Below are 21,065 nucleotides of genomic sequence, written 5' to 3'. Positions count from 1 at the left end.
TTTAATCATCTTCAACATTATTACGATTTTTACCTAAACCACCGCTAATCGTCAGTTGCATAGCATCAGCAGGTGACATATCAAGGGTTTCCACACTGGTTCGTGGCACAATCATCATATAGCCGCCAACGTTGTAACTCATTGGCAAAAATACGGCAATGTGGTCGTCATCAAGCATGGCTGAAAGCCGATCATTCTTTTCGCCAGACCTTTTGGTCACAATTCCAATAAGTTTTACATCAGCGCCGGGAAGGGTAACTAAAACTACCGACTCATCGGAAAAGCTTTTGCCAGACATTAAGTCGAATACATCATTAATGGTGCCGTATAGGCTGCGCAGTAAAGGCATTTTTTCCATGATACTGCCGGGTAGTTGCCAAATTTTATTGACGAAACGCCAGCGGGCGCTATAACCAACAATCAGTGCAATCACTACAAAGCTGAAGAACGCCAGGCCAGGGAAATAATATTGGGTGCCCAGAATCGACTCCCAGATAGGGCGCAGCCAGGTTTCTATAGTTACTAGAAACCAATGCACTAATGCGATGGTCATCACAAGAGGCAGTAATATTGTTAAGCCCTTTAGTAAATAATGTATTACGCGTTTCATTTTGGTAATCTCAAGCACAATGTGTGCATAGCTTAACGTCTTTTAGGGGATATTATGAAGTTATTTGGTAGTTACACCTCGCCGTACGTGCGCCACTGCCGCATTGTATTGGCACAAAATAATGAAACCTTTGATTTTATTCCGACAGATTATGGCCAGAGCGCGCAGCAATCGCCGACGCAGCGGGTACCATTTCTGCAAGACGGCGACGTGATGCTATACGACTCTGCTTCAATTGTGCGGCATCTGCGCGAGCGCAATCAACAAGCGTTTTGTGACAACGTGCAAGACTTTGATTTGTTTTGTCTTGCGAATACAGCGCTTGATACCACGGTGAATTTATTTTTGCTGCAGCGTGATAGTATTACCGGTGAACAAAGTCAGTATCTAACTCGCCAACAGAGCAGAGTGAACTCTATATTGGCGTTGTTGAATGAACAAGAATGGCCAACGCAAGCGCCATACAGTGATGGGCAGTTGCGCTTGGCGTGCTTCTTAAGTTGGGCACAGTTTCGAGAGTGTATTAACATTCAAAACTATCCGAACTTGCAGCAATTTTTGCTGGCGCTCAACAGTCAGCCTTGGTTTGCGAATACACATCCAGCATTAACCTAAATAAAAATAGCAGGGGAGTTATACCTACATGAAATACATAGCCGCAGTGGCAGGCGTCGCGTTATTAAGCGCGTGTTCGCCGCAACAAGACACTCACACGGAGACAGCCGTGGATGCGAGAATAAGTTATCCAATGACAGTGCGCGGTAACGTAACCGATGAGTACTTCGGGAATGTTGTTGCTGACCCATACCGCTGGTTAGAAGACGACCGTTCAGAAGAAACTGAGGCGTGGGTGAAAGCGCAGAACGAGGTGACATTCGAATACCTTGAGCAAATCCCATATCGCGATCAGATCAAAGACCGCCTTGCACAACTTTGGAATTACGAGAAGGTGGGAGCCCCATTCAAAGAGGGGGATTACACCTATTTCTATAAGAATGATGGGCTGCAGAACCAATACGTGGTTTACCGTACCGACGCTGACGGCAATACAGAAGTATTTTTAGACCCAAATACTTTTAGCGAAGATGGTACAACGTCACTGGCAACGTTGAGCTTCTCAAAAGATGGCTCGTTAGCAGCCTACGCAATTTCTGAAGGCGGCAGTGACTGGCGGAAAATCATTGTGATTGATGTCGAAACCAAAGAGCAGCTTGAGCCGACATTAGTTGACGTGAAATTTAGCGGCATCTCATGGTATGGCAACGAAGGTTTCTACTATTCAAGCTATGACAAGCCTGAAGGCAGTGAGCTTTCTGCTAAAACTGATCAACACAAACTGTATTATCATAAGTTAGGTACGACTCAAGCCGAAGATACCGTTGTTTTTGGCGGTACAGATGCTGAAAAACATCGTTATGTTGGCGGCCAAGTCACCGAAGATGATCGCTACTTGGTGATTACTGCGGCAGTATCAACCTCGGGCAATAAGCTGTTTATTAAAGACCTAAGCCAGGCTGATAGTGAACTTGTCACAGTACTTGATCACACAGATTCTGACACCTATGTGCTGGACAACGTTGATTCAAAACTTTACTTGGTTACTGATTTAGATGCGCCGAACAAACGCGTTGTTACTGTTGATGCCAAGAATCCGACAGCGGAAAACTGGCAGGACTTTATTGCTGAAACTGAGCACGTGTTAAGCCCATCAACGGGTGCCGGGTATATCTTTGCCGAGTACATGGTTGATGCGATTGCGAAAGTTGAGCAATACAACTACGAAGGCGAGCGGGTGCGCAACATTGAATTGCCAGGCGTTGGCAGTGTCGGCGGCTTTAGTGCAAAACGTGAGGCAGATGTTGTTTACTACACGTTTACCAACTACAACACGCCGGGCACCATTTACGCGTTCGAACCTGATGCGGGTGAATCAAGCGTATATGCCGAGTCAAAAGCTGAGTTTGATAGTTCAGCATATGAGTCAAAGCAGGTATTTTATACCTCAAAAGACGGTACCGAAGTACCAATGATCATCACGTACAAAAAAGGGACTGAGCTGGACGGTAGCAACCCAACCATTCTATATGGCTACGGTGGCTTCAACGTTAGCCTAACCCCGTCATTCAGCGTTACCAACGCCATGTGGCTTGAACTGGGCGGTGTTTATGCTGTTGCTAATTTACGTGGTGGCGGCGAATACGGTAAAGACTGGCACATTGCAGGCACCAAAATGCAAAAGCAAAATGTGTTTGATGACTTTATTGCTGCAGCCGAGTATTTAGTTGGTGAAGGCTATACGTCGAATGACAAACTGGCTTTACGCGGTGGCTCAAACGGTGGCTTGCTGGTTGGTGCAGTGATGACACAACGCCCTGACTTAATGCAAGTAGCATTGCCTGCTGTGGGCGTCTTGGACATGCTGCGGTATCACACGTTTACGGCTGGCGCGGGTTGGGCATACGACTACGGTACTGCCGAAGACAGTGAAGAAATGTTTGAATATCTCAAAGGGTATTCGCCGGTTCATAATGTGAAGCAGGGTACACACTATCCGGCTACCATGATTACAACAGGCGATCACGATGACCGTGTGGTTCCCGCGCATTCATTTAAGTTTGCTGCTGAACTGCAAGCCAAGGACGCTGGCGCGAATCCACAATTGATTCGTATTGAGACCAATGCGGGTCATGGGGCCGGTACGCCGGTATCAAAAACTATTGAACAATATGCGGATATCTACGGATTTACGCTTTGGAATATGGGCATTAAAGAGCTTAAATAAGCGTTGAGTTACACGTTAAGTTAAGCCGTACTAAGATAAAAATCCCGATGCAGCATGTGCTTCATCGGGATTTTTTATTTGTGTTTTTGCTGCTCGGGGCCGTGAATGATTTCGACCGAAATGGCGTCTTGTTCAATTGCACCAGGTAAGTCAGTTTCGAGTAAGGTTTGTACTTCCGCAAACGGTTTATTAAGTGCCATTACACCCCAAGCCTGGTTTCGGCCGTGAACTTTACCTGCATAAAGAACCATGTCAGCGAGCTGCAGAGTCTCTTCCCAGTCCATTTGATTTTCATGCAAATCAGCAAACGGGTAGCTAATGAATCCAGCGGTTGCGGTGACTGATATTTCTCGGTCGCCACCTTTGATTGGCGTTGCGCCAATCACATCAAGCATGCGTTTGGCCATGATCGGTAGTTTCGCTTTTTCGGTGTTACTGATGTAAATCAAAAATTCTTCGCCACCCCAGCGCACAACCAAATCGGACTCCCGCGAAACTTGCAATAAACGCTTCGAAACTTCAACCAGTACATCATCCCCAACGGCGTGTCCTAAATTGTCATTAATCCGTTTGAAATGGTCGATATCTAACAACAGCATGGCGTCTTGGCTGGCGGGATGTGGGCTTTTCAGCTTGTCCTGCAGCGCGCGGCGGTTTAATAGGCCGGTTAACGGGTCACGCATTGACTGCTCAGCCAACTTGCTATTGGCTACTTTCAGCTCAAGATTGCTGCGACGTGCAGCGCGATAGAGCAATGCCACCAAGACCATCGCAAACACTGCAACGATGACAAACAGCAGCAAAATAGTGCGCTTTTGACTTTCATTTTCGATCAGCTGCTGATTTAGTTCGTTCTTTTGCGACAGCAGTTCAATTTGCATGGCTTTGTCTTTGCTGTCATATAAATTCTGCAGTTCAGCAATGCTCTTTTGCTGGTCGCCTTTATAGGCTTCATCGCGTAAATCACGCTGTTCGAGTAGCACCTGAATAGCTTCGTCGTTGCGTTGCAAGTGTATCAACGCTTCGGCGTATTCGCCTAATAACTGTTCGAGTTCCGCTGGTGACCAAGTCTCTCGCGCGTCATCTATGACTTTGCGCATCGCGATCAAACCGTTTTCGACATCACCTAAAAACACATCAACATAGCCAAGATTAAATAAAATGATTTCTGGATTAAATTGCTGCTGGTTGAGCTGGGCAATATTGTAGGCCTCATTGAGTACAGTACGGGCATCTTCATACCGGCCAATGCGAATATCCACATCACCCATGTTGTTCAATACAGTTAGGTAGCTCGTAATTTCATCTGGGTTATCTTTCAGCATGTTGCGCAGGCGTTGATAAAGCCCCAAAGCGGCATCGTAATTATTGCGTTGGCTTTCAATGTAGGCGCGCTCAAACATAAAATCTTGCTGAAAGTCTTCTAGCAAGCCATTTTCTTCAGCAATGCGTTGCGCATCGTCGAGTTGCTCTATAGCTAAATCGTAATTTTTTTGGCGCCCGTATAAATTGGCAATTTGCGTTTTGGTTGACAGCAGCCGAATCAACGTACGGCCATCATTCGTTTCTGCCACCGCATCGGCGGCATAAATCAAGTGCTCGAGCGAGCGATCAAACTGACTACGTTGCCCATATAAATAAGCAGCTAAATTGTGCACATAGTACTTAACGCGGGGCAATTGGGCCTGTTCTAACGGTATGAGGGCATCGTTTAAGTTCGCCATTGCCTGCGATATTTTGCCTTGCATCGCAGAAATTAAAAGCGCGGTAGCTTCTACTTCCGCTTTTGCATCAGCCAACCGACTTTGATTGGCTATCATCCGAACTTCAGCAATGGTCTGTTGTGCATCTTCGTAATTGCCAAGGTAGGCGTGATCAAGGGCAATATAGCTTAGCGTTCGCACGCGGCTCATCACTGGCGTGTCTGGCGTCAGTGATGCGTAAATGTCTTGCAGTTGCTGCATTGAAGTTTCAGTATTGGCGGCGTTCAGCACATCATCAAGGCTACCTTCGATGCTTTGATCAACAGCTGGCGCTGTCGTTTCTTGTGCGTGTGCACTGACGAAAAAAACACTCAGTACGAGCGCAATTAGAAACGTAATCTTCGGCATCCGCCCTCCCAGAATATGCTAACTTAATTTAAGACTTCATCACTTTGACATAACTGGTCGGACATGTATTCCGAATTGCGTTAAGTTGCGCGCTATGAACGTTCGTATGACGAAATGTTAACCTAATGTGTAGTTATCTCGATGATAACTCATTTAAGATGTAAGTGTAACAACTTGTAACATAGATTTTTTGCTTAAAATTTGATGCATCGTATAGTTAAATTTCCACCAATTTGGGAACTCGAACATGGCATTTAAAAATCGCTTTCAACTAAGTGGCTTAGCGTTAACGGCTTTATGGTTAACTGCTTGTGGGCCAATAACTCCAGCGCAAAACGGGCAAACCGCTGCAAGCAATCCACCTGTCGCTGAGCAACGGCCCTATGTCGTCGAATCGCCGCACGGCAACCGACAAGACCCATACTACTGGTTACGTGATGACTCGCGCACTGATCCTGAAATGCTCGCATATTTAGAAGCAGAGAATGCTTATTACGATAGTTACAGAGCAGATTATGCCGAACTAACCGCGCAAGTTGAGCAGGAAATTATTGGACGCATTAAACAGGACGACAGCTCAGTGCCTTACCAGAAAGGTGATTATCTTTATTCGGTAAAATATGAAGCAGGTAAAGAGTACCCCATTCATGTGCGTACCGACAAAGATGGCAATGATCAGTTGATGCTTGACGTGAACGTATTGGCTGAAGGTCAGAGTTACATGAACGTGGGCAATTTAGAGGTTAGCCCGAATCAAAACTTAATGGCCTATATGGTCGACAATACCGGGCGGCGTCAATATGAATTGCGTATTCGCAATTTGGAAACCGGTGAAGATTACGCACAAACATTAACGGGTTTGTCGCCAGCAATTGCGTGGGCAAAAGATAATAAAACCGTGTTTGTGATTGAAAACGACCCGCAAACACTGCTTTCAACGCGCGTTATGAAATACCGCATAGGTGAGCCAGCCGAAAGCGCCGAACTTGTTTACGAAGAAACCGATAATACGTTTTATATGTGGGTAAACAACACTACAGACGGCGAGTACATCCAAATCAACCTCGACCAAACGGTATCAACCGAAGTGCATGTATTGGATGCGGATTCACCTGACGGTGAGTTCCAGGTTTTGGCACCGCGTGAACGTGATTTTCAATACAGCGCTGACCATCTTGATGATCGTTGGATAATTCGTACCGATTTAAATGCGCCTAATTTCCAAATTATGACTGTTGCCCACAGTGACATTGGTGACAAGTCAAAGTGGACGCCACTGATTGAACATCGTAACGACGTGTTTATTCAAGACTTCACGGTGTTCACGAACTACCTTGCAATTAACGAGCGTAGCGACGGTTTGCGTCGAATTCGTATAGTGCCGTGGGAGAACGCCGATCAAGCTCAGTTTATCGCATCTGATGAAGAAGCTTATGTCACCGTATTTGAGCGTAACGTTCAGCAAAATACCGATGTATTGCGCTATACCTATAGTTCGCTAACCACACCATCCACTGTCTATGCCTATAATATGGCGACGGGTGAGCAAGAGTTGTTGAAGCAAACAGAGGTTCCGAACTTTGATGCCAGCCTTTATGAAACTGCTCGTACATGGGCTACCGCGAACGATGGCACAAAAATACCAGTGTCGTTGCTGTACAAAAAAGGCTTTAAGCAAGACGGTTCAGCACCGCTTTATCAATATGCGTATGGGTCGTATGGCTCAAGCTCTGATCCGTATTTTCGCTCAACCATTTTCAGCTTAGTTGACCGCGGTTTCGTGTATGCCATTGCACACATTCGTGGTGGACAGGAAATGGGCCGTCAGTGGTATGAAGATGGAAAGTTACTCAAAAAAATTAATACGTTTACCGACTATATTGACGTAACCGAACACTTGGTTGCAGAAAAATATGCACACCCGGACAAAGTGTTTGGTATGGGCGGTAGCGCTGGTGGATTGTTGATGGGGGCTGTGGCCAATATGGCTCCGGAACATTATCGTGGATTAGTCGCGCATGTGCCTTTTGTCGATGTTGTGACCACCATGTTGGATGAAAGTATCCCGTTAACGACCAATGAGTTTGACGAGTGGGGCAACCCCAAAAATCAACCGTACTATGACTACATGCTGTCTTATTCACCTTATGATCAAGTGAAAAAGCAGGATTACCCAGCTATGTTGGTTACAACGGGTTTGCATGACTCACAAGTTCAATATTTTGAGCCGGCAAAGTGGGTGGCAAAATTACGTACCCATAAAACGGATGCAAACCCATTAATGTACAAGACTATTATGACCGCAGGTCACGGTGGCAGCAGCGGCCGCTTCGCACGCATGAAAGAAATTGCGGAAGAATACGCGTTTATCCTGGACCTAGTTCAAGACTAAGAGCGTTATTCGTCGTTCGTCCGCTCACTTTGTTCGCTGTTCGTACGTGCTTCGCACTATTCGAATAGCGAAGCGGACGAACAACGAACAACGAACAACGAACAACGAACAACGAACAACGCTTTTCGTTATTCCCACTCAGCGCTGTGATAGATATTTTGTACATCATCACAATCATTAAGCATTTCCAGAAGCTTTTCCATTTGGGCAATGTCTTCTTCGCTGCTTAGCGTTGTCATCATTTGCGGTAGGTACTGAACCTCATCAACTTCAAACTCCAGGCCCTCGAAGGCGTCTTGCAACGCTTGTTTAGCCTTGTGTGACTCTGTATGCGGTGCAAATACCGTTATGAATCCGTCGTCGGCTTCCATGTCGGTAACATCCACATCAGCCATCATCAGGGCTTCTAAAACGGCCTCTTCGTCGTCGCCGACAAAGCGCAATATTGCGCAATGATCAAACATGTGCGAAACACTGCCGGGCGCGCCAAGCTTGCATTTGGTTTTGGTGAAGCAATTACGAACTTCACCAATGGTGCGGTTTGGGTTGTCAGTTAAAGCATCAACCATCACCATGCAATTGCCTGGGCCAAAACCTTCGTACATTGCTGGTGAGTAATCTTCACCCGCTCCACCCTTCGCTTTATCAAGTGCTTTATCGATAACATGGGCGGGTACTTGGTCTTTTTTCGCATTATCAATCAGACTGCGCAGTTGCAAGTTCGCGTCTGGGTCGACACCGCCTTGTTTGGCGACCACGTAAATCTGGCGGCCGTACTTGCTATAGACCTTGCTTTTTGCAGCAGCGGTTTTTGCTATCGACTCTTTTCGGTTTTGATACGCGCGACCCATAAATTGCTCTCGTTTGTTGCTGGTTAATGACAAAGGTGGCAATTTTATACCCAGTTACAGGTGATAATCCAGCTTAAACCAGAAAGTACGGCCAGGTTCGTTGACCTGTGTGGTTTGTTCAAACCCAGAAACCGCAGCACCAGCTGTACTTAAATGCTCTGCGTAGCGCTTGTCCATTAAGTTATCCACGCCAATGCTTAGGCGCCAATTACGGTCAATGCGCCGATGACCATTCACTGCCAGTGTGCTAAATCCACTGGTTTCTTTGAAGTCACTCCCAGCAATGTTGCCTTGCCCAATAGCCACTCGGTGCTGGTTATCAACAACGCGCCAAAGCCCGGCAAGGGTCCAATCGTGAATTTTATATTCTGCGCCCAGCTTTAGTTCAAGCGGAGGCTGCTGCGCCAGAGCGCGTCGATCGGTTAAGTTGCTACCGTGGGTATAGGCCACACTGGCATCAACCAACCAGTTTGGGCTTGGTCTATAGCTAATGGCTGCTTCGCCGCCCCAACTCTCGGCTTTAATAGAACGCACGGTATTTGGATTCATCATCTGGCCACTTTCAATCAGAATAAAATTATCCACACGATTGTAAAAAGCGTTTATCAATACCTCGAGGTTATTGCTACGCACGTGGTGTCCTATATCCAATTGGTGGGTAAGCTCCGGAGCTATATTAAACGCACTAATGGTCGTTTCACTTTGGTTTTGATTGCCGATGAGTTCCCAAAAATCTGGGAAACGTTCGCCGCGACCCAAACCAACGTAAAACTGATGTGCGCCTTCAGTGCGTTCAAAACGCAAGAAGCCGCTGGTCAATTCATCGCTACGGGATTCATCTGCTGTTGGATTTGGTTGGGACATTGCCATACTGCCAAGCTGCTGCCGTTGATCAAGCGCCTGCCAAAAATCAACACGCATGCCACTTAGTAACGCACTGTTATTCGTAAGCGCAAAGTTGGTTTCAACAAATACACCCGTTTGTTCAATGGTAGCATCAGCAATGCGTGCTTTCGCTTGGTAAGGCATCACGAACTGATTCATGCTGACCCGTTCGCGGTGACTGTGGTATTGGTGGTCTAAGCCAAGTTGAAATTTCGACCAAAGCTTTGTGTCGAGTGTTGCAACGATGCGACCACCGCGGCTATAGCGGTCAGGATTTTTTACCGCAGGGTTTGGCATCTGCATCGATGGGGTAAATTCGCGCAGACTGTAATTGTCCATGACATGGTCGACGTAACCAAAATAGACTTGCGTGTCTAATTCGGCCAACCAATCAGTCAGATAGCTTTCCCGCCAACGCAGGCTTGCGCTGGTGCGGTCAAACAACGCGCCATCCATCATCCGATCGGCATAAGCAGCTTCTGCACCGCTTTGCCCGACGGTTAGCAATACCACGGTATCATCATCGGGTGTCCAACCCATTTGCGTGTCAATGCCCCAGCGCTGGTAGGCACTATTAATAGCTTCATCAGCCCCGTCGTGAGCGGGTAAAGGTTGCTGCGGCGCTTTGGGATCTTTCACCACCTCTATAGTGCTTAAAGGACGTGCGCCGGTAACGACGATACGTTCCAATTCCAATTGAGGGGGTTGAGATTGACTTATTAATAGCGCCATTGAATACATTGCCAGCATGATTTTACTCCAGTAGTAAGCAGATGAGCGCATTATCAACGGCTTGATTTCAAAAGGGATGTGGCAAAGTGTCGCAGCTGGAATTCTGGTCAAACTCATGCATACTTAAGAGGTACTTCGAAAGGAGCTAAAACACGTGACCATACGGGATATTTTGACAGCACTGGTGCTATTGCTGATTACCGTTATTGCCAATAGTTTTATCTGGCTAAACGGTGCAGCAACGAACCCCTATGCCGTGCTGATACTGGTACCTATGGCAGCTGCTATGCTCCTGCTACCATTTCGATTGGCATGGTTGGTCATTGTGGTAGGGGTGCTGGGGCAGTTGCTGCAGTTGCAAGCACCACTACCTACTCATCATCAAATGGATACCCACTATAGGGCGATGGTATATGGGCAAGTATTCGCCGCGCTGTTGCTAGGAATTACGTTACATCTGTTGCGAATTCGTATAGTTCGCCAGCAGCAAGCGATTCGCGCGCTGCACCAGCGTCAGCATCGAGATGAACAGCTCGTAACTATCGGCACCGCAGCGGCACAGTTCAGTCACGAAGTTGCTACGCCGATTCAGACCATTCAATTTATGCTCGAAGACGTGCGCCAACGCTATCCGAATGACGAAGATTTACAACGTGCTGAGCAGCAGATACGGCGTATTCACAATCTCTTGCTAGACTGGCGGCAAGTTGCGGAAGATGTCAGAACCAATCGGATACTGGAGCTTCAAGTAAATGAATTGGTGCAACAGGTCAAAGACGCGCTCTTAATAGTGCGCCCAGATATTCGGGTTATGTGGCGCGATGATGAACAACCGGGTTGCGTTGTTCGAGCTGACCGAACACTAATTCCGGCTATTTTGAGTTTACTTCATAATGCTGCCGATGCTGCACCGGTAGATTCGAAAATCGAAGTGCGAACTGAAGTTTCTGAACAGAGCTGGCGCATGACGATTCGCAATCAGGGTGAGCCGCTTGATGCTTTTCGTAAGCAAGGATTAGGCCGTGAATTGCTGCCGAGCAGCCGCGGTGTGGGTGCAGGTGCTTTGTTGAGTTATGCAACGTTTGAGCGTTTTGGTGGCATTGTGACTTGGCGTGCTGAGCAAGGTTATACGGTCACCGAAATACGCATGCCAATTGAGGTGATTCATGGTTGAAACGGTTCTGATCATTGACGATGACATTAATTTATTGCAGGCACTTACAAGCCGTCTTGAGCGGGCTGGCTATAAAGTCCGCACGGCAGCAACGAAAACTGAACTTGACCAGGTTAATCTCCCCAATGTGGAGCATATACTGCTCGACTTAAAATTTGGTGAAACCAATGGATTAGAACTCATCGAGCCCTTGCAGCGCCGGTTCAAGCCAGAAAACCTTGTTGTCCTGACGGGTTACGCCAGCATCGCAACGTCGGTAGCCGCTATCAAAGCGGGTGCCACGGATTATCTGGCAAAACCAATACAAACTGCCGTGTTGCTGAATTGTTTAACACCCGAATCAGAATTGATGCCACTACCCAGTGCGCAGCCAATGACACCCGCTCAGTTGGAATGGGAGCACATCCAACGCGTGATGCACGAACATCAAGGCAATATATCCGCGACAGCACGAGCTTTGGGAATGCACCGTCGCACTCTTCAACGCAAATTGAGTAAATATTCCCCAATCAAGAATTAGGAGCATTGATGATAGATAACGCAGTGAAAGTAAAAGCATTTCTTGACGAGGACAGTGAAACGTTTAGCTATGTGTTGTACCACCAAGACGAGAAACAGGCCGTGGTTATCGACCCTGTTTTAGATTTTGATTACAAATCAGGGCGCACAAATACTAAAGGAGCTCAACGGATAGTTGATTTCGTTAATTCCGAAGGTTTACATGTTGCATGGGTGCTTGAAACGCATGCTCATGCAGATCACCTCTCAGCGGCTCCGTTTGTAAAAGAACAAGTTGGTGGGCATATCGGCATTGGTGAACACATCAAAGACGTGCAAAAAATCTTTAAAGACGTATTTGATCTTGAAAAAGAGTTTCTACCGAACGGCCATCAATTCGACCACCTGTTTAAAGATGGCGAAACCTTTAATGTCGGCGCCATGAATTTTCGCGTATTGCACACGCCAGGCCATACGCCGGCTGACTTGTGTTACATCGTTAACGAGCAAATGATATTCGTTGGCGATACCTTGTTTATGCCGGATGTTGGCACAGCGCGGTGTGACTTCCCGGGGGGAAGTGCAGCTACGTTGTTCCAATCGATTAAGAAGATATTAGCGCTGCCAGAAGCTACCGAAATATATATTTGTCATGATTATCCGCCAGCTGGGCGTGGGCATGAGTATAAAACGACAGTGGGAGCGCAGCGCAAACACAGTAAGCATGTACATGATGGCGTAAGTGAGGCGGAATTTGTTAAGATGCGCGAAGAGCGCGATGCGGGCCTTGAAATGCCGCGGTTAATTTTGCCGTCGATACAGGTGAACATTCGTGCTGGACACATGCCGCCAGCCGACGAAAACGGTAAGGTGTATTTAAAATTACCTATCGATCAACTTTAACTTGGTCGCAATAAACCACACGAGTGCATTTTGATAAAAGTTGGACCGGTAGTGTTTTGGATAATCGGCGCAATCACGCTTTCTCCATGGATAAGTGCGCCGATAGCGCTTTTACTTGGATTTCTAATGGCAAGCTTGGGCTGGGTGCCGCAGTCTATTCAGCCGAGTGTTTGGGTTAAAAAGCTACTTGCACTAGCCATTGTCGCGCTAGGTTTCGGCGTTCAGATAAATGTTGCGTGGCAAGTTACGAGTGACTATTTCGGCCTCATGGTAACCAGTATTGTTGTAACGCTATGCGCGGCGTTGTTACTTGGCCGGCTGCTGAAAGTTGATAGTATCACCAGCCATTTACTCGGTTCAGGTACAGCGATATGCGGCGGCAGTGCAATTGCCGCGGTTGCCCCTGCAGTTCACGCGCGTAATGATCAAATAGCCTTAGCGTTAGCGAGCGTTTTTACTTTAAATGCTGTGGCGTTACTCATTTTTCCACTGATTGGCCGTGCCTTGGCATTGGAGGACCAAACATTTGGCGCCTGGGCGGCTATCGCAATCCATGACACGTCGTCGGTGGTTGGTGCTGCGCAGGCCTACAGCGACGAGGCGCTGCAAACCGCAACAACATTGAAGCTAGCGCGCGCGCTTTGGATTGTGCCGCTGGCGCTGCTATCGGCATTGGTCTACCAACGTTTTAGCCACACCGAAACGCAAACTCGGGTGAAAATACCGTTATTTATTATAGGTTATGTGGTTGCCATGCTGGTTAGTTCAGCATGGCCTCAGTTTCATGAGCTTTACAGCGTGACGTTCGGCGCAGGCAAAAGCCTTTTGGTATTTTGCCTTTATTTGGTTGGCGCCAGCATTACGGTCGCCCGGTTAAAAGCAGCTGGACCAAGACCGCTTTTGCTGGCTGTTGTGTTGTGGCTACTCATTGCAACGCTTTCGTTGGCTTGGCTTACAATACGGACTGGCTAAGCACAACCACAGCCATAATCAGCAAGAATACAGCGAAGGCTTTTTGCAACTTTTGGCGCGGCAGTCTGGCGCCAATCCACGCACCTGCATAACTGCCCACTATTCCGGCCACGGTAATTATCGCGATGACTGTCCAGTCAAATTCAAAACCTTGCGCAGTTAACGCACTGTAGTATTTTGCGAATCCCACAAAGGACTTCAATGCGATAATCATTAAGCTGGTGCCAATCGCCAGTATCATGGGTACCCCACCCAATAACACTAAAGCGGGAACAATTAGAAAACCACCACCGACACCAACAAATCCAGTAATCGCGCCGACAATAAGGCCATCAAGAATAACCCGTACCACCTTCACGTCTTTTGGGGTTTCAATGTTGCTACGCCCACGCCACATCATGACTGCCGCAATTGCCATGAGTACCACAAACACCAGCAGTTGAATGCGCGGGTCAACAGCAGTACCACCCCAAGCGCCCGCGTATGCACCGACCATACCGGGAATACCAAACAGCCAAACATGTGGCCACGAAACAAGCTTTTTACGGGCACTCAGCAGGCCGCCGAATAAACTGATAAAGGCCACAATAACCAAAGACGACGCGATAGCTAAGTTGGCAGGCATGTCAGCTAAATAGAGTAAAACAGGAACGGTTAAAATAGACCCGCCAGAGCCAAAAATACCTAAACTTAAGCCGATAAGCACAGCACCAAGAATTGCCTGAATCACACTATTCACCTCTGATTTGTAGCTGAGTATAAGCACCTAGCAGTGAATGAACTATCATTGAAATAAACGATTACCGCTATCGCTTGTCATAACTTGATAAATACCAGCATAGCAATTAATTTAGTTAAATACGAAATACAAATAAGTTTTAACCCAAAGTGAGGATATGAACATGGGACTACGTATTGGCGATATGGCACCAAACTTTAAAATTGATACCACCCAAGGTGAAATTGATTTTCACGCTTGGTCGAAAGGTTCTTGGGTGTTTTTCTTCAGCCACCCGGCCGACTATACACCTGTGTGCACCACTGAAATGGGTCGCACTGCGCAGCTAGCCGGCGAATTTGAGAAGCGTGGCGTGAAGCCATTAGGGCTATCAACAGACACCGTTGAAGAGCACAACGGCTGGATCAAAGACGTCAATGAAACTCAAAATACCAACCTTGAGTTTCCAATTGTTGCGGATAAAGACCGCAAGGTTGCTGCTTTGTACGACATGATTCACCCAGGTGAGAGCGAAACGGCTGCAGTTCGCTCAGTGTTTATCATTGACCCGAACCACAAAATTCGCTTAACCATGACCTACCCAATGAGTGTTGGCCGTAACTTCACCGAGATTCTACGTGTTATCGATGCGTTACAAACCGGTGATCAATTCGGCGTGGCATGCCCGGCGGACTGGCAGGTTGGTGGTGATGTGATTATTCCACCAAGCGTTTCTATGGAAGAAGCTGAGAAGAAATTCCCGCAAGGATTTAAAACAGTTAAGCCTTATTTGCGTTACACTAGCGTAAACAAATAACAGCTTAAGATGAATGATAGCGACAGCCTTTTCGACAGACTTTAATACCGTATTGCCCGCACTTGATGCGTGGGTAACTTCGGCTGAACAAGAAGCTGCGCTGCTTTATCGACAACAGCCACGCCAACAGCAATTTCTTGCTGGGCGTGGCTTTTTACGTTGGCTGGTCTGTCAGCAATGGCATTGCGCAGCCGGTGCGGTCGCTATTTCGCGTCAAGACAATGGCGCGCCACTGCTGAGCGTCGGCGGGCAACAGTGGCAATGCTCGATTAGCCATACCAAGGGCGGTGTTCTGGTCGCCGCAAGCCCAGAATATGTTGTCGGTGTTGATATTGAAGTTGTGAAGCCGCGGCGGCGCTTGGTCGAGTTGGTGGAACAATACCAAGACGGCTTTTTTTCGAATCTGGATGGCTCAGACTGGCAGCTGTTTTATCAGCGATGGACGCTCGCAGAAGCGGTCACGAAAGCCGAGCAGGGATTGTTACTGAGCACGTTAAAGCGCCCAGTAGATGACTATCAACAGCGTGCTGAGCATGCGTTTAGCAACGGTTATATGTTGTGCTGTTATACCGAAGACGCTAAGCCGGATGCGTTACTTCGTGAAGTAACAGCCACCGCCGAAGGACTGGTTTTCGCTGAATTAAAATAGGCGCTTTAACCGATACCATGGCGATGGTAATCTTGTCTCTATTCAGACCAATGAACACTCAGAAAATGAGCAAACCATGACCCCAGAACAAGCAAAACAATTGATTGAAATGCAAATTGCCTTCAATCAAGTAATCGATCCTGCCTATCCCGAAAACCCGCAAGTGAAGCGTGATGACGTGAAAGCGATTTTGGTCGAGTTAGGCGAATACTTTGAACACACCGCCTACAAGTGGTGGAAAAAACAATCTGCCGACTGGGCGCAAGCCAACATGGAGCTGATTGATATTCTGCACTTTGCAATTTCGGATGCAGTTGAGAATGCATGTGCACGCGGCTTAAATCATGACCAGGCAGCTGAAGAGGTTGCGGCATTAGTGCTAGCCGGCGCAACCGGCAAAGCACCTATTGCAGACGGAAAAGAATTGATCGTTGCACTGGCACAAGACGGTACGAGCGAGAAGCCGTTGCAGTGTGGCGCGGCTTTTTTCGATAAATTGTTTTCTGCTTTAGTGGATGCTTACGGCGATGCCAATACGGTTTATTTAACCTACATTGGTAAAAACGCGTTGAATAATCTGCGCCAACAGCGCGGTTATAAGCAGGGCACTTACGTGAAAATGTGGCAGGGCCGCGAAGATAACGAAGTGATGATGGACTTATTAGCAAGCCATGAGACCGAGATTATTAACGCTGAGCAACCACTGGCGCAAGCGCAGCAACTGTTGCTGAGCCACTATGACGCGAACGTAGCTTAAGCGCGCGCCAAAATTCGGTCTAAATGATTGGCAAACTGCATGCGGTCACGCTGATTTAACGGGGGCGGGCCGCCGCTTTGCACGCCGCTGGCGCGCATGGTGTCCATAAAGTCGCGAATATTTAACCGCCCACGGATATTTTCTTTGGTGAATAGTTCACCTCGTGGGCTTAATACCTGCCCACCTTTTTCAATAATTTCTGCAGCAAGCGGTATGTCGGCTGTAATCACTAAATCACCAGCTTCTAACAAACGCACAATCTCATCATCGGCAACGTCAAACCCGCTGCTGACTGTGCGAGCCGAAATAAACCGTGAAGGCGGAACCCGTAGCGGCTGGTTGGCGATAAGTATCAGCTCAAGCTGCTTTCGCTCAGCCGCACGGTACAGAATGTCTTTAATAACTGTTGGGCATGCATCCGCATCCACATATATTTTCATCTTTAGCGAAACCGCATGCAGGTTAATATTAGTTACCGTTATCTTTCTTACGGTCTTTTGAGTTTTTACGTTGCTCTTTTTCCGCTTTTTCCATTTCTTTTTGGGCTTCACGTTCTTGCTTGTGCATTTCGCGCATCATCAGCCACTCTTCCTTATGCTTTTGTTGCAGCGCTTTTTGCTCTTCTTTATGAATTTGCTCCAAGCTTTTACGCTCATTTCTACCCATTTCAGAATTGTATTCTTGCGTTTCTTTGCGCTCATTCATGCGCATTTCCATCTCTGCTTTACGCTGCTCGCGTGCCGCTTCCATTTCAGCCATGCGTGCTTCACGCTCGGCTTCGGTCATCATTTTTGATCGCTCTTTTGCTTGCTCGGTCGCCTGTTCTTGTTTAGTTGACTGAGTTTGTTGTGCGACTGCCGGCAAAGCCAATGCGCAACACATAAGTAAACCAGCTAGATTTAAAGTTTTCATAAAATATTTCTCCATCGTGAATCGATTATTCACAACTATAAATTAGTTTACAAAATGACTTTATGTAAGGTGCTTTACATGTGCTTTAACATTACAAAGATAATCATTGTGCCCTATCATTGTTGCTACCGCCAAATTTTCGTCGTAGCGATCTGTAAACTGCCTTTATTAGTATTAATGTGTAGTCAATAAGCCGAATTGAACTGGAATAAGTATCGCCATGATTAATATGGATTTCTCAAAAAAAGTTGTTGTGCGCAGCGCCGAAGCTGATTGGCAGCCAAGCCCTGCTGAAGGGGTTGAGCGTAAACCCTTGGAACGAGAAGATGCAGAACGTGGGCGTGCATCCAGCATTGTCCGTTATGCACCCGGTGCCAAATTCGCGACGCATCAGCATCCGTTGGGCGAAGAAATCTTTGTACTTGAGGGGGTGTTCTCCGACGAGAAGGGAGACTATCCGGCTGGCACCTATATTCGAAATCCACCAGGTTCACAACACGCGCCATTTAGCGATGAAGGCTGCACGTTATTTGTGAAGTTGCACCAGTTTTCCAGTTCTGATGACGCCACGGTGCGAATTAACACCAACACCAGCCCGTGGCTGCAGGGCCAAGGGGGGCTGCAAGTCATGCCCTTACACAGCTTCGAGACAGAGCACTGTGCGTTAGTGAAATGGCCTGCAGGCGAGGTATTTAAATCGCATCGTCATTTTGGTGGCGAAGAAATACTCGTACTTAGTGGTGAGTTTATGGATGAACACGGCCGCTATCCGGCAGGCACATGGATACGTAGTCCACACAATAGCGCGCATACACCATTCGTAGAAAAAGAAACCATTATCTACGTGAAAACTGGCCATCTACTCGTCGCAGAGAGCTAGTTATGAAGCGATCTGCGTTTGAAAACCTGACCGAGACTGATATTTCTCGTGTTATTGAGATGGCTTGGGAAGATCGCACCGCATTCGAAGCAATAGAGCGCTTGTATCAGCTCAATGAATCGCAAGTTATTCAACTGATGCGTCAGCAATTAAAGCACAACTCATTTAAGCTTTGGCGTAAACGCGTGCAAGGCCGGGCGACCAAACATGAACAATTAAGGAACCCGGCTGTTTCACGCGCGTATTGCCCAACGCAATACAAACGCTAACGTTGTTTTACCAGCCCAATATACGGGGCCAAACTTCGAGCTCATCGGTATTCTTTAACACCATATAGTGTTGATGCATGGCTGCCGTTGCACACGCATGATTGGGAAGTATCCGCAGCTGTGCGCCGATAGGAAACTCATTAACGGTGTGTGTTGCCGGCAATGCAATGACGCCATGTTCTTGATTGACCGATGTGACACAAACCCCTTCATAGGGGGCGCCAGAATCCTTACAAACTAAACCATATCCATAATCAATGCGCTGGCTTGCAGTGCCACGATCGCGCGATAACGCCATCCAGCCAGCATCTATCAACACCCAGTTTTTCTCTTTATTATGACCAATCACGGTGGTTACCACTGACATGGCAATGTCATCAAGGCTACAAACGCCAAGGTTCAGCATAACCAAGTCGAACGTGGTATAAACACCAGCTCGAACTTCACTGATGCCGGTAAAGTCTTCAGCAAAATGTGCAGTGGGTGTCGAGCCGACGCTGACAATTGGGCAAGGAACTCCTGCTGCACGAATTGCCTCGGCAGCATTACGAGCCGCTTCGCATTCTTGTGCGGCCGCCGCTCGAATTTCATCAACAGAATCTGAAGAGTATGAGCCGCCAGCGTGCGTCATAACACCGGTTAATTGCGCACCATTGGCATGAACATGTTTAGCTATTTCAACAACCAGGGGGTTATTGGGTGCAAGACCAGCCCGATGACCATCACTATCAATTTCTATAAATACGGAAAACACAACATCATGCTTCTGCCCGAATTGGGTAACGGCTTGCGCTTGCTCGAGGCTGTCGAGCAAAATATGAAAATTAATGCCCCGTTTTATTAATGCGGCCGCTCGTTCCAATTTGTTGCTTGTTATACCAACGGCATAGAGCAGATCGGTATAGCCCGCATCGGCAAATGCCTCAGCTTCCGCCAACGTTGATACAGTGGCCGGCGAATTCATATTGGGCAGCATGTCATGAGCAGCGTCAACGGAACGTAATGTTTTGAGGTGAGGCCGCAGAGCACAGCCACGTTCCGAAATTCGCTGCTGAAGGTAAGTAAGGTTACGCATAAACCGCGCATGGTCAATGAGCAAGAACGGGGTTTGCTGGGTACTTAACTCATTTTGATTTACCGGCATGTAGAACTCCTCGACGGTTCAATGAATAACTTAACGCGGCGAATTTACGTTTGCGAGTGCAATATCACGAAAATGGTCAATAATTTGCTGCCGCATGCTGTCACGACGGCTCACAATATACCACTGTCCGGGAAGTGGAAAACCTTTCACATTAAGCGTAGCAACCGGGTCGCTACCATGCTCAACGATATGTTGGGAGAGAACCGCTAAGCCGCTGCCTGAGGCAACGCTTAAACGAATGGCCTCGTTGCTTTCAATTTGTGTACGATGGCTGAGTTGAATTCCTTGGCCTGCAAGCCATGTGTCGAAAACCATACGCGTTGCTGAGCCACTTTCTCGAATTAAAAATCGCTCATTGTGTAAGGCATGAAAATCAAGGTCTTTCTGTTTTGCTGCCCAATGTGTTGGCGGCGCAATCAGCACCAACTGATTTTGCATAAAGGCATAAGCTTCGGCATTTTCATCCGTTGGCGGGTGACTAAACAAATAAATATCATCTTTATTTGAAAAGTATCGCTGCAATGTCGACTCGCGATTGCCAATACTCAGTTCTACCTGAATATCTGGGTAATGACGGTTAAATTGAGCAACCAACTGGGGAAGAACATATTGTGCGGTGTTCACCAGTGCAATATTCAACTGACCAGCGATTCCGCCCTTTATGGCTGACAATTTTTCACCACAATCTCTTAATCGACGAATGGAGTCTCCGGCGGCTTTGTAAAGCTCTTGACCCGCAGCTGTTGGCACCATGCGTCGACCCTGTTGCAGCAGTAACTTACTGTCAAAAACCTCTTCTAAGCGGCGGATCTGAGATGAAACCGTAGGTTGAGTTAGATATAGTTGCCGCGCAGCACCGGAGATACTTTGCTGTTCAACAACCTGCGTGAATACTTCCAGCAATCGGAAATTGAGATGGCGAATATCCATGGCATAACCTTAAAATTAATGTATAGATGATTATCTATGCATAACAACTGTTTTATTTATTTTTAATAATACACATATT

At 47.2% G+C, this 21,065-nt stretch carries 21 protein-coding genes; 12 read left to right on the top strand and 9 right to left on the bottom strand.

Annotated elements, in window-relative coordinates; all coding sequences use genetic code 11:
- Position 1: 1 nt before the first annotated feature.
- The gene (locus EGC76_RS07825) at positions 2 to 610 is read right to left on the bottom strand and encodes a DUF502 domain-containing protein (protein WP_128352431.1); all 609 of its coding nucleotides are present in this window, start codon (positions 608 to 610) and stop codon (positions 2 to 4) included.
- Between the two features lie 54 nt (positions 611 to 664).
- Here EGC76_RS07825 and EGC76_RS07820 point away from each other — a divergent pair, with 54 nt between their 5' ends.
- Positions 665 to 1,225, top strand: a complete 561-nt coding sequence (locus tag EGC76_RS07820; RefSeq protein ID WP_128352430.1) for a glutathione S-transferase family protein — start codon at positions 665 to 667, stop codon at positions 1,223 to 1,225.
- Between the two features lie 28 nt (positions 1,226 to 1,253).
- A complete protein-coding gene (locus tag EGC76_RS07815; RefSeq protein ID WP_128352429.1) occupies positions 1,254 to 3,392 on the top strand; it encodes a prolyl oligopeptidase family serine peptidase in 2,139 nt (712 codons plus the stop codon).
- 74 nt (positions 3,393 to 3,466) lie between these two features.
- On the opposite strand, the gene EGC76_RS07810 is transcribed toward EGC76_RS07815, so the two are convergent.
- Positions 3,467 to 5,503: a tetratricopeptide repeat-containing diguanylate cyclase gene (locus tag EGC76_RS07810; protein ID WP_128352428.1), complete on the bottom strand. Its 2,037-nt coding sequence runs from the start codon at positions 5,501 to 5,503 to the stop codon at positions 3,467 to 3,469.
- 247 nt (positions 5,504 to 5,750) lie between these two features.
- Here EGC76_RS07810 and EGC76_RS07805 point away from each other — a divergent pair, with 247 nt between their 5' ends.
- The gene (locus EGC76_RS07805; protein ID WP_128352427.1) at positions 5,751 to 7,895 is read left to right on the top strand and encodes a S9 family peptidase; all 2,145 of its coding nucleotides are present in this window, start codon (positions 5,751 to 5,753) and stop codon (positions 7,893 to 7,895) included.
- A 128-nt stretch (positions 7,896 to 8,023) separates the two neighbouring features.
- On the opposite strand, the gene EGC76_RS07800 is transcribed toward EGC76_RS07805, so the two are convergent.
- Both EGC76_RS07800 and EGC76_RS07795 read right to left on the bottom strand, forming a co-directional pair.
- Positions 8,024 to 8,746 carry a YebC/PmpR family DNA-binding transcriptional regulator gene (locus tag EGC76_RS07800; protein ID WP_128352426.1) on the bottom strand — a complete coding sequence of 241 codons (723 nt, stop codon included), beginning with the start codon at positions 8,744 to 8,746 and terminating at the stop codon, positions 8,024 to 8,026.
- A 54-nt stretch (positions 8,747 to 8,800) separates the two neighbouring features.
- Positions 8,801 to 10,381, bottom strand: coding sequence for a TonB-dependent receptor domain-containing protein (locus EGC76_RS07795; protein ID WP_164876817.1), 1,581 nt, complete (start codon positions 10,379 to 10,381; stop codon positions 8,801 to 8,803).
- 136 nt (positions 10,382 to 10,517) lie between these two features.
- On the opposite strand from EGC76_RS07795, the gene EGC76_RS07790 reads away from it, so the two are divergent.
- Genes EGC76_RS07790 through EGC76_RS07775 form a run of 4 tightly spaced genes read left to right on the top strand, consistent with a single transcriptional unit; the run spans position 10,518 to position 13,910 of the window.
- The gene (locus EGC76_RS07790; RefSeq protein ID WP_128352424.1) at positions 10,518 to 11,537 is read left to right on the top strand and encodes a sensor histidine kinase; all 1,020 of its coding nucleotides are present in this window, start codon (positions 10,518 to 10,520) and stop codon (positions 11,535 to 11,537) included.
- Positions 11,530 to 12,057, top strand: a complete 528-nt coding sequence (locus EGC76_RS07785) for a response regulator transcription factor (protein WP_128352423.1) — start codon at positions 11,530 to 11,532, stop codon at positions 12,055 to 12,057. The genes EGC76_RS07790 and EGC76_RS07785 overlap by 8 nt, the downstream gene beginning before the upstream one ends.
- An 8-nt stretch (positions 12,058 to 12,065) precedes the next feature.
- Positions 12,066 to 12,938, top strand: coding sequence for an MBL fold metallo-hydrolase (locus tag EGC76_RS07780; protein ID WP_128352422.1), 873 nt, complete (start codon positions 12,066 to 12,068; stop codon positions 12,936 to 12,938).
- Positions 12,939 to 12,968: 30 nt separating this feature from the next.
- Positions 12,969 to 13,910, top strand: coding sequence for a YeiH family protein (locus tag EGC76_RS07775; protein WP_128352421.1), 942 nt, complete (start codon positions 12,969 to 12,971; stop codon positions 13,908 to 13,910).
- Here the strand turns inward: EGC76_RS07775 and EGC76_RS07770 are convergent.
- Positions 13,891 to 14,640: a sulfite exporter TauE/SafE family protein gene (locus tag EGC76_RS07770; protein WP_246013936.1), complete on the bottom strand. Its 750-nt coding sequence runs from the start codon at positions 14,638 to 14,640 to the stop codon at positions 13,891 to 13,893. The two genes, EGC76_RS07775 and EGC76_RS07770, sit on opposite strands and share 20 nt — an antisense overlap.
- Positions 14,641 to 14,812: 172 nt before the next feature.
- On the opposite strand from EGC76_RS07770, the gene EGC76_RS07765 reads away from it, so the two are divergent.
- The 3 genes from EGC76_RS07765 to EGC76_RS07755 all read left to right on the top strand — a co-directional run bounded on the left by EGC76_RS07765 (position 14,813) and on the right by EGC76_RS07755 (position 16,851).
- Positions 14,813 to 15,445 (top strand): peroxiredoxin, encoded by a 633-nt coding sequence (locus tag EGC76_RS07765; RefSeq protein ID WP_128352420.1) that lies wholly within the window; start codon positions 14,813 to 14,815, stop codon positions 15,443 to 15,445.
- A gap of 13 nt (positions 15,446 to 15,458) precedes the next feature.
- Complete coding sequence (locus EGC76_RS07760; protein WP_128352419.1) at positions 15,459 to 16,094, top strand: 4'-phosphopantetheinyl transferase family protein; 636 nt, start codon at positions 15,459 to 15,461, stop codon at positions 16,092 to 16,094.
- A gap of 76 nt (positions 16,095 to 16,170) precedes the next feature.
- The gene (locus EGC76_RS07755) at positions 16,171 to 16,851 is read left to right on the top strand and encodes a dUTP diphosphatase (protein WP_128352418.1); all 681 of its coding nucleotides are present in this window, start codon (positions 16,171 to 16,173) and stop codon (positions 16,849 to 16,851) included.
- Here EGC76_RS07755 and EGC76_RS07750 read toward each other — a convergent pair.
- Together EGC76_RS07750 and EGC76_RS07745 are read right to left on the bottom strand one after the other, a co-directional pair.
- Positions 16,848 to 17,291, bottom strand: coding sequence for a YaiI/YqxD family protein (locus tag EGC76_RS07750; RefSeq protein ID WP_128352417.1), 444 nt, complete (start codon positions 17,289 to 17,291; stop codon positions 16,848 to 16,850). The genes EGC76_RS07755 and EGC76_RS07750 overlap by 4 nt on opposite strands.
- Positions 17,292 to 17,319: 28 nt before the next feature.
- Positions 17,320 to 17,763, bottom strand: a complete 444-nt coding sequence (locus EGC76_RS07745; protein ID WP_128352416.1) for a hypothetical protein — start codon at positions 17,761 to 17,763, stop codon at positions 17,320 to 17,322.
- Between the two features lie 220 nt (positions 17,764 to 17,983).
- Here EGC76_RS07745 and EGC76_RS07740 point away from each other — a divergent pair, with 220 nt between their 5' ends.
- The gene (locus EGC76_RS07740; protein WP_128352415.1) at positions 17,984 to 18,643 is read left to right on the top strand and encodes a cupin domain-containing protein; all 660 of its coding nucleotides are present in this window, start codon (positions 17,984 to 17,986) and stop codon (positions 18,641 to 18,643) included.
- Positions 18,644 to 18,645: 2 nt separating this feature from the next.
- A complete protein-coding gene (locus tag EGC76_RS07735) occupies positions 18,646 to 18,912 on the top strand; it encodes a TIGR03643 family protein (RefSeq protein ID WP_128352414.1) in 267 nt (88 codons plus the stop codon).
- 7 nt (positions 18,913 to 18,919) lie between these two features.
- Here the strand turns inward: EGC76_RS07735 and EGC76_RS07730 are convergent, their stop codons facing one another.
- On the bottom strand, positions 18,920 to 20,056 hold the full coding sequence (locus EGC76_RS07730; protein ID WP_128352413.1) for a DSD1 family PLP-dependent enzyme: 1,137 nt from the start codon (positions 20,054 to 20,056) through the stop codon (positions 18,920 to 18,922).
- A 30-nt stretch (positions 20,057 to 20,086) separates the two neighbouring features.
- Complete coding sequence (locus tag EGC76_RS07725; RefSeq protein WP_128352412.1) at positions 20,087 to 20,986, bottom strand: LysR family transcriptional regulator; 900 nt, start codon at positions 20,984 to 20,986, stop codon at positions 20,087 to 20,089.
- Positions 20,987 to 21,065: the final 79 nt, after the last annotated feature.

The organism is Pseudidiomarina gelatinasegens (assembly GCF_004025325.1).
Classification (GTDB): domain Bacteria; phylum Pseudomonadota; class Gammaproteobacteria; order Enterobacterales; family Alteromonadaceae; genus Pseudidiomarina; species Pseudidiomarina gelatinasegens.
This window is presented reverse-complemented; position numbering and strand designations above follow the sequence as displayed.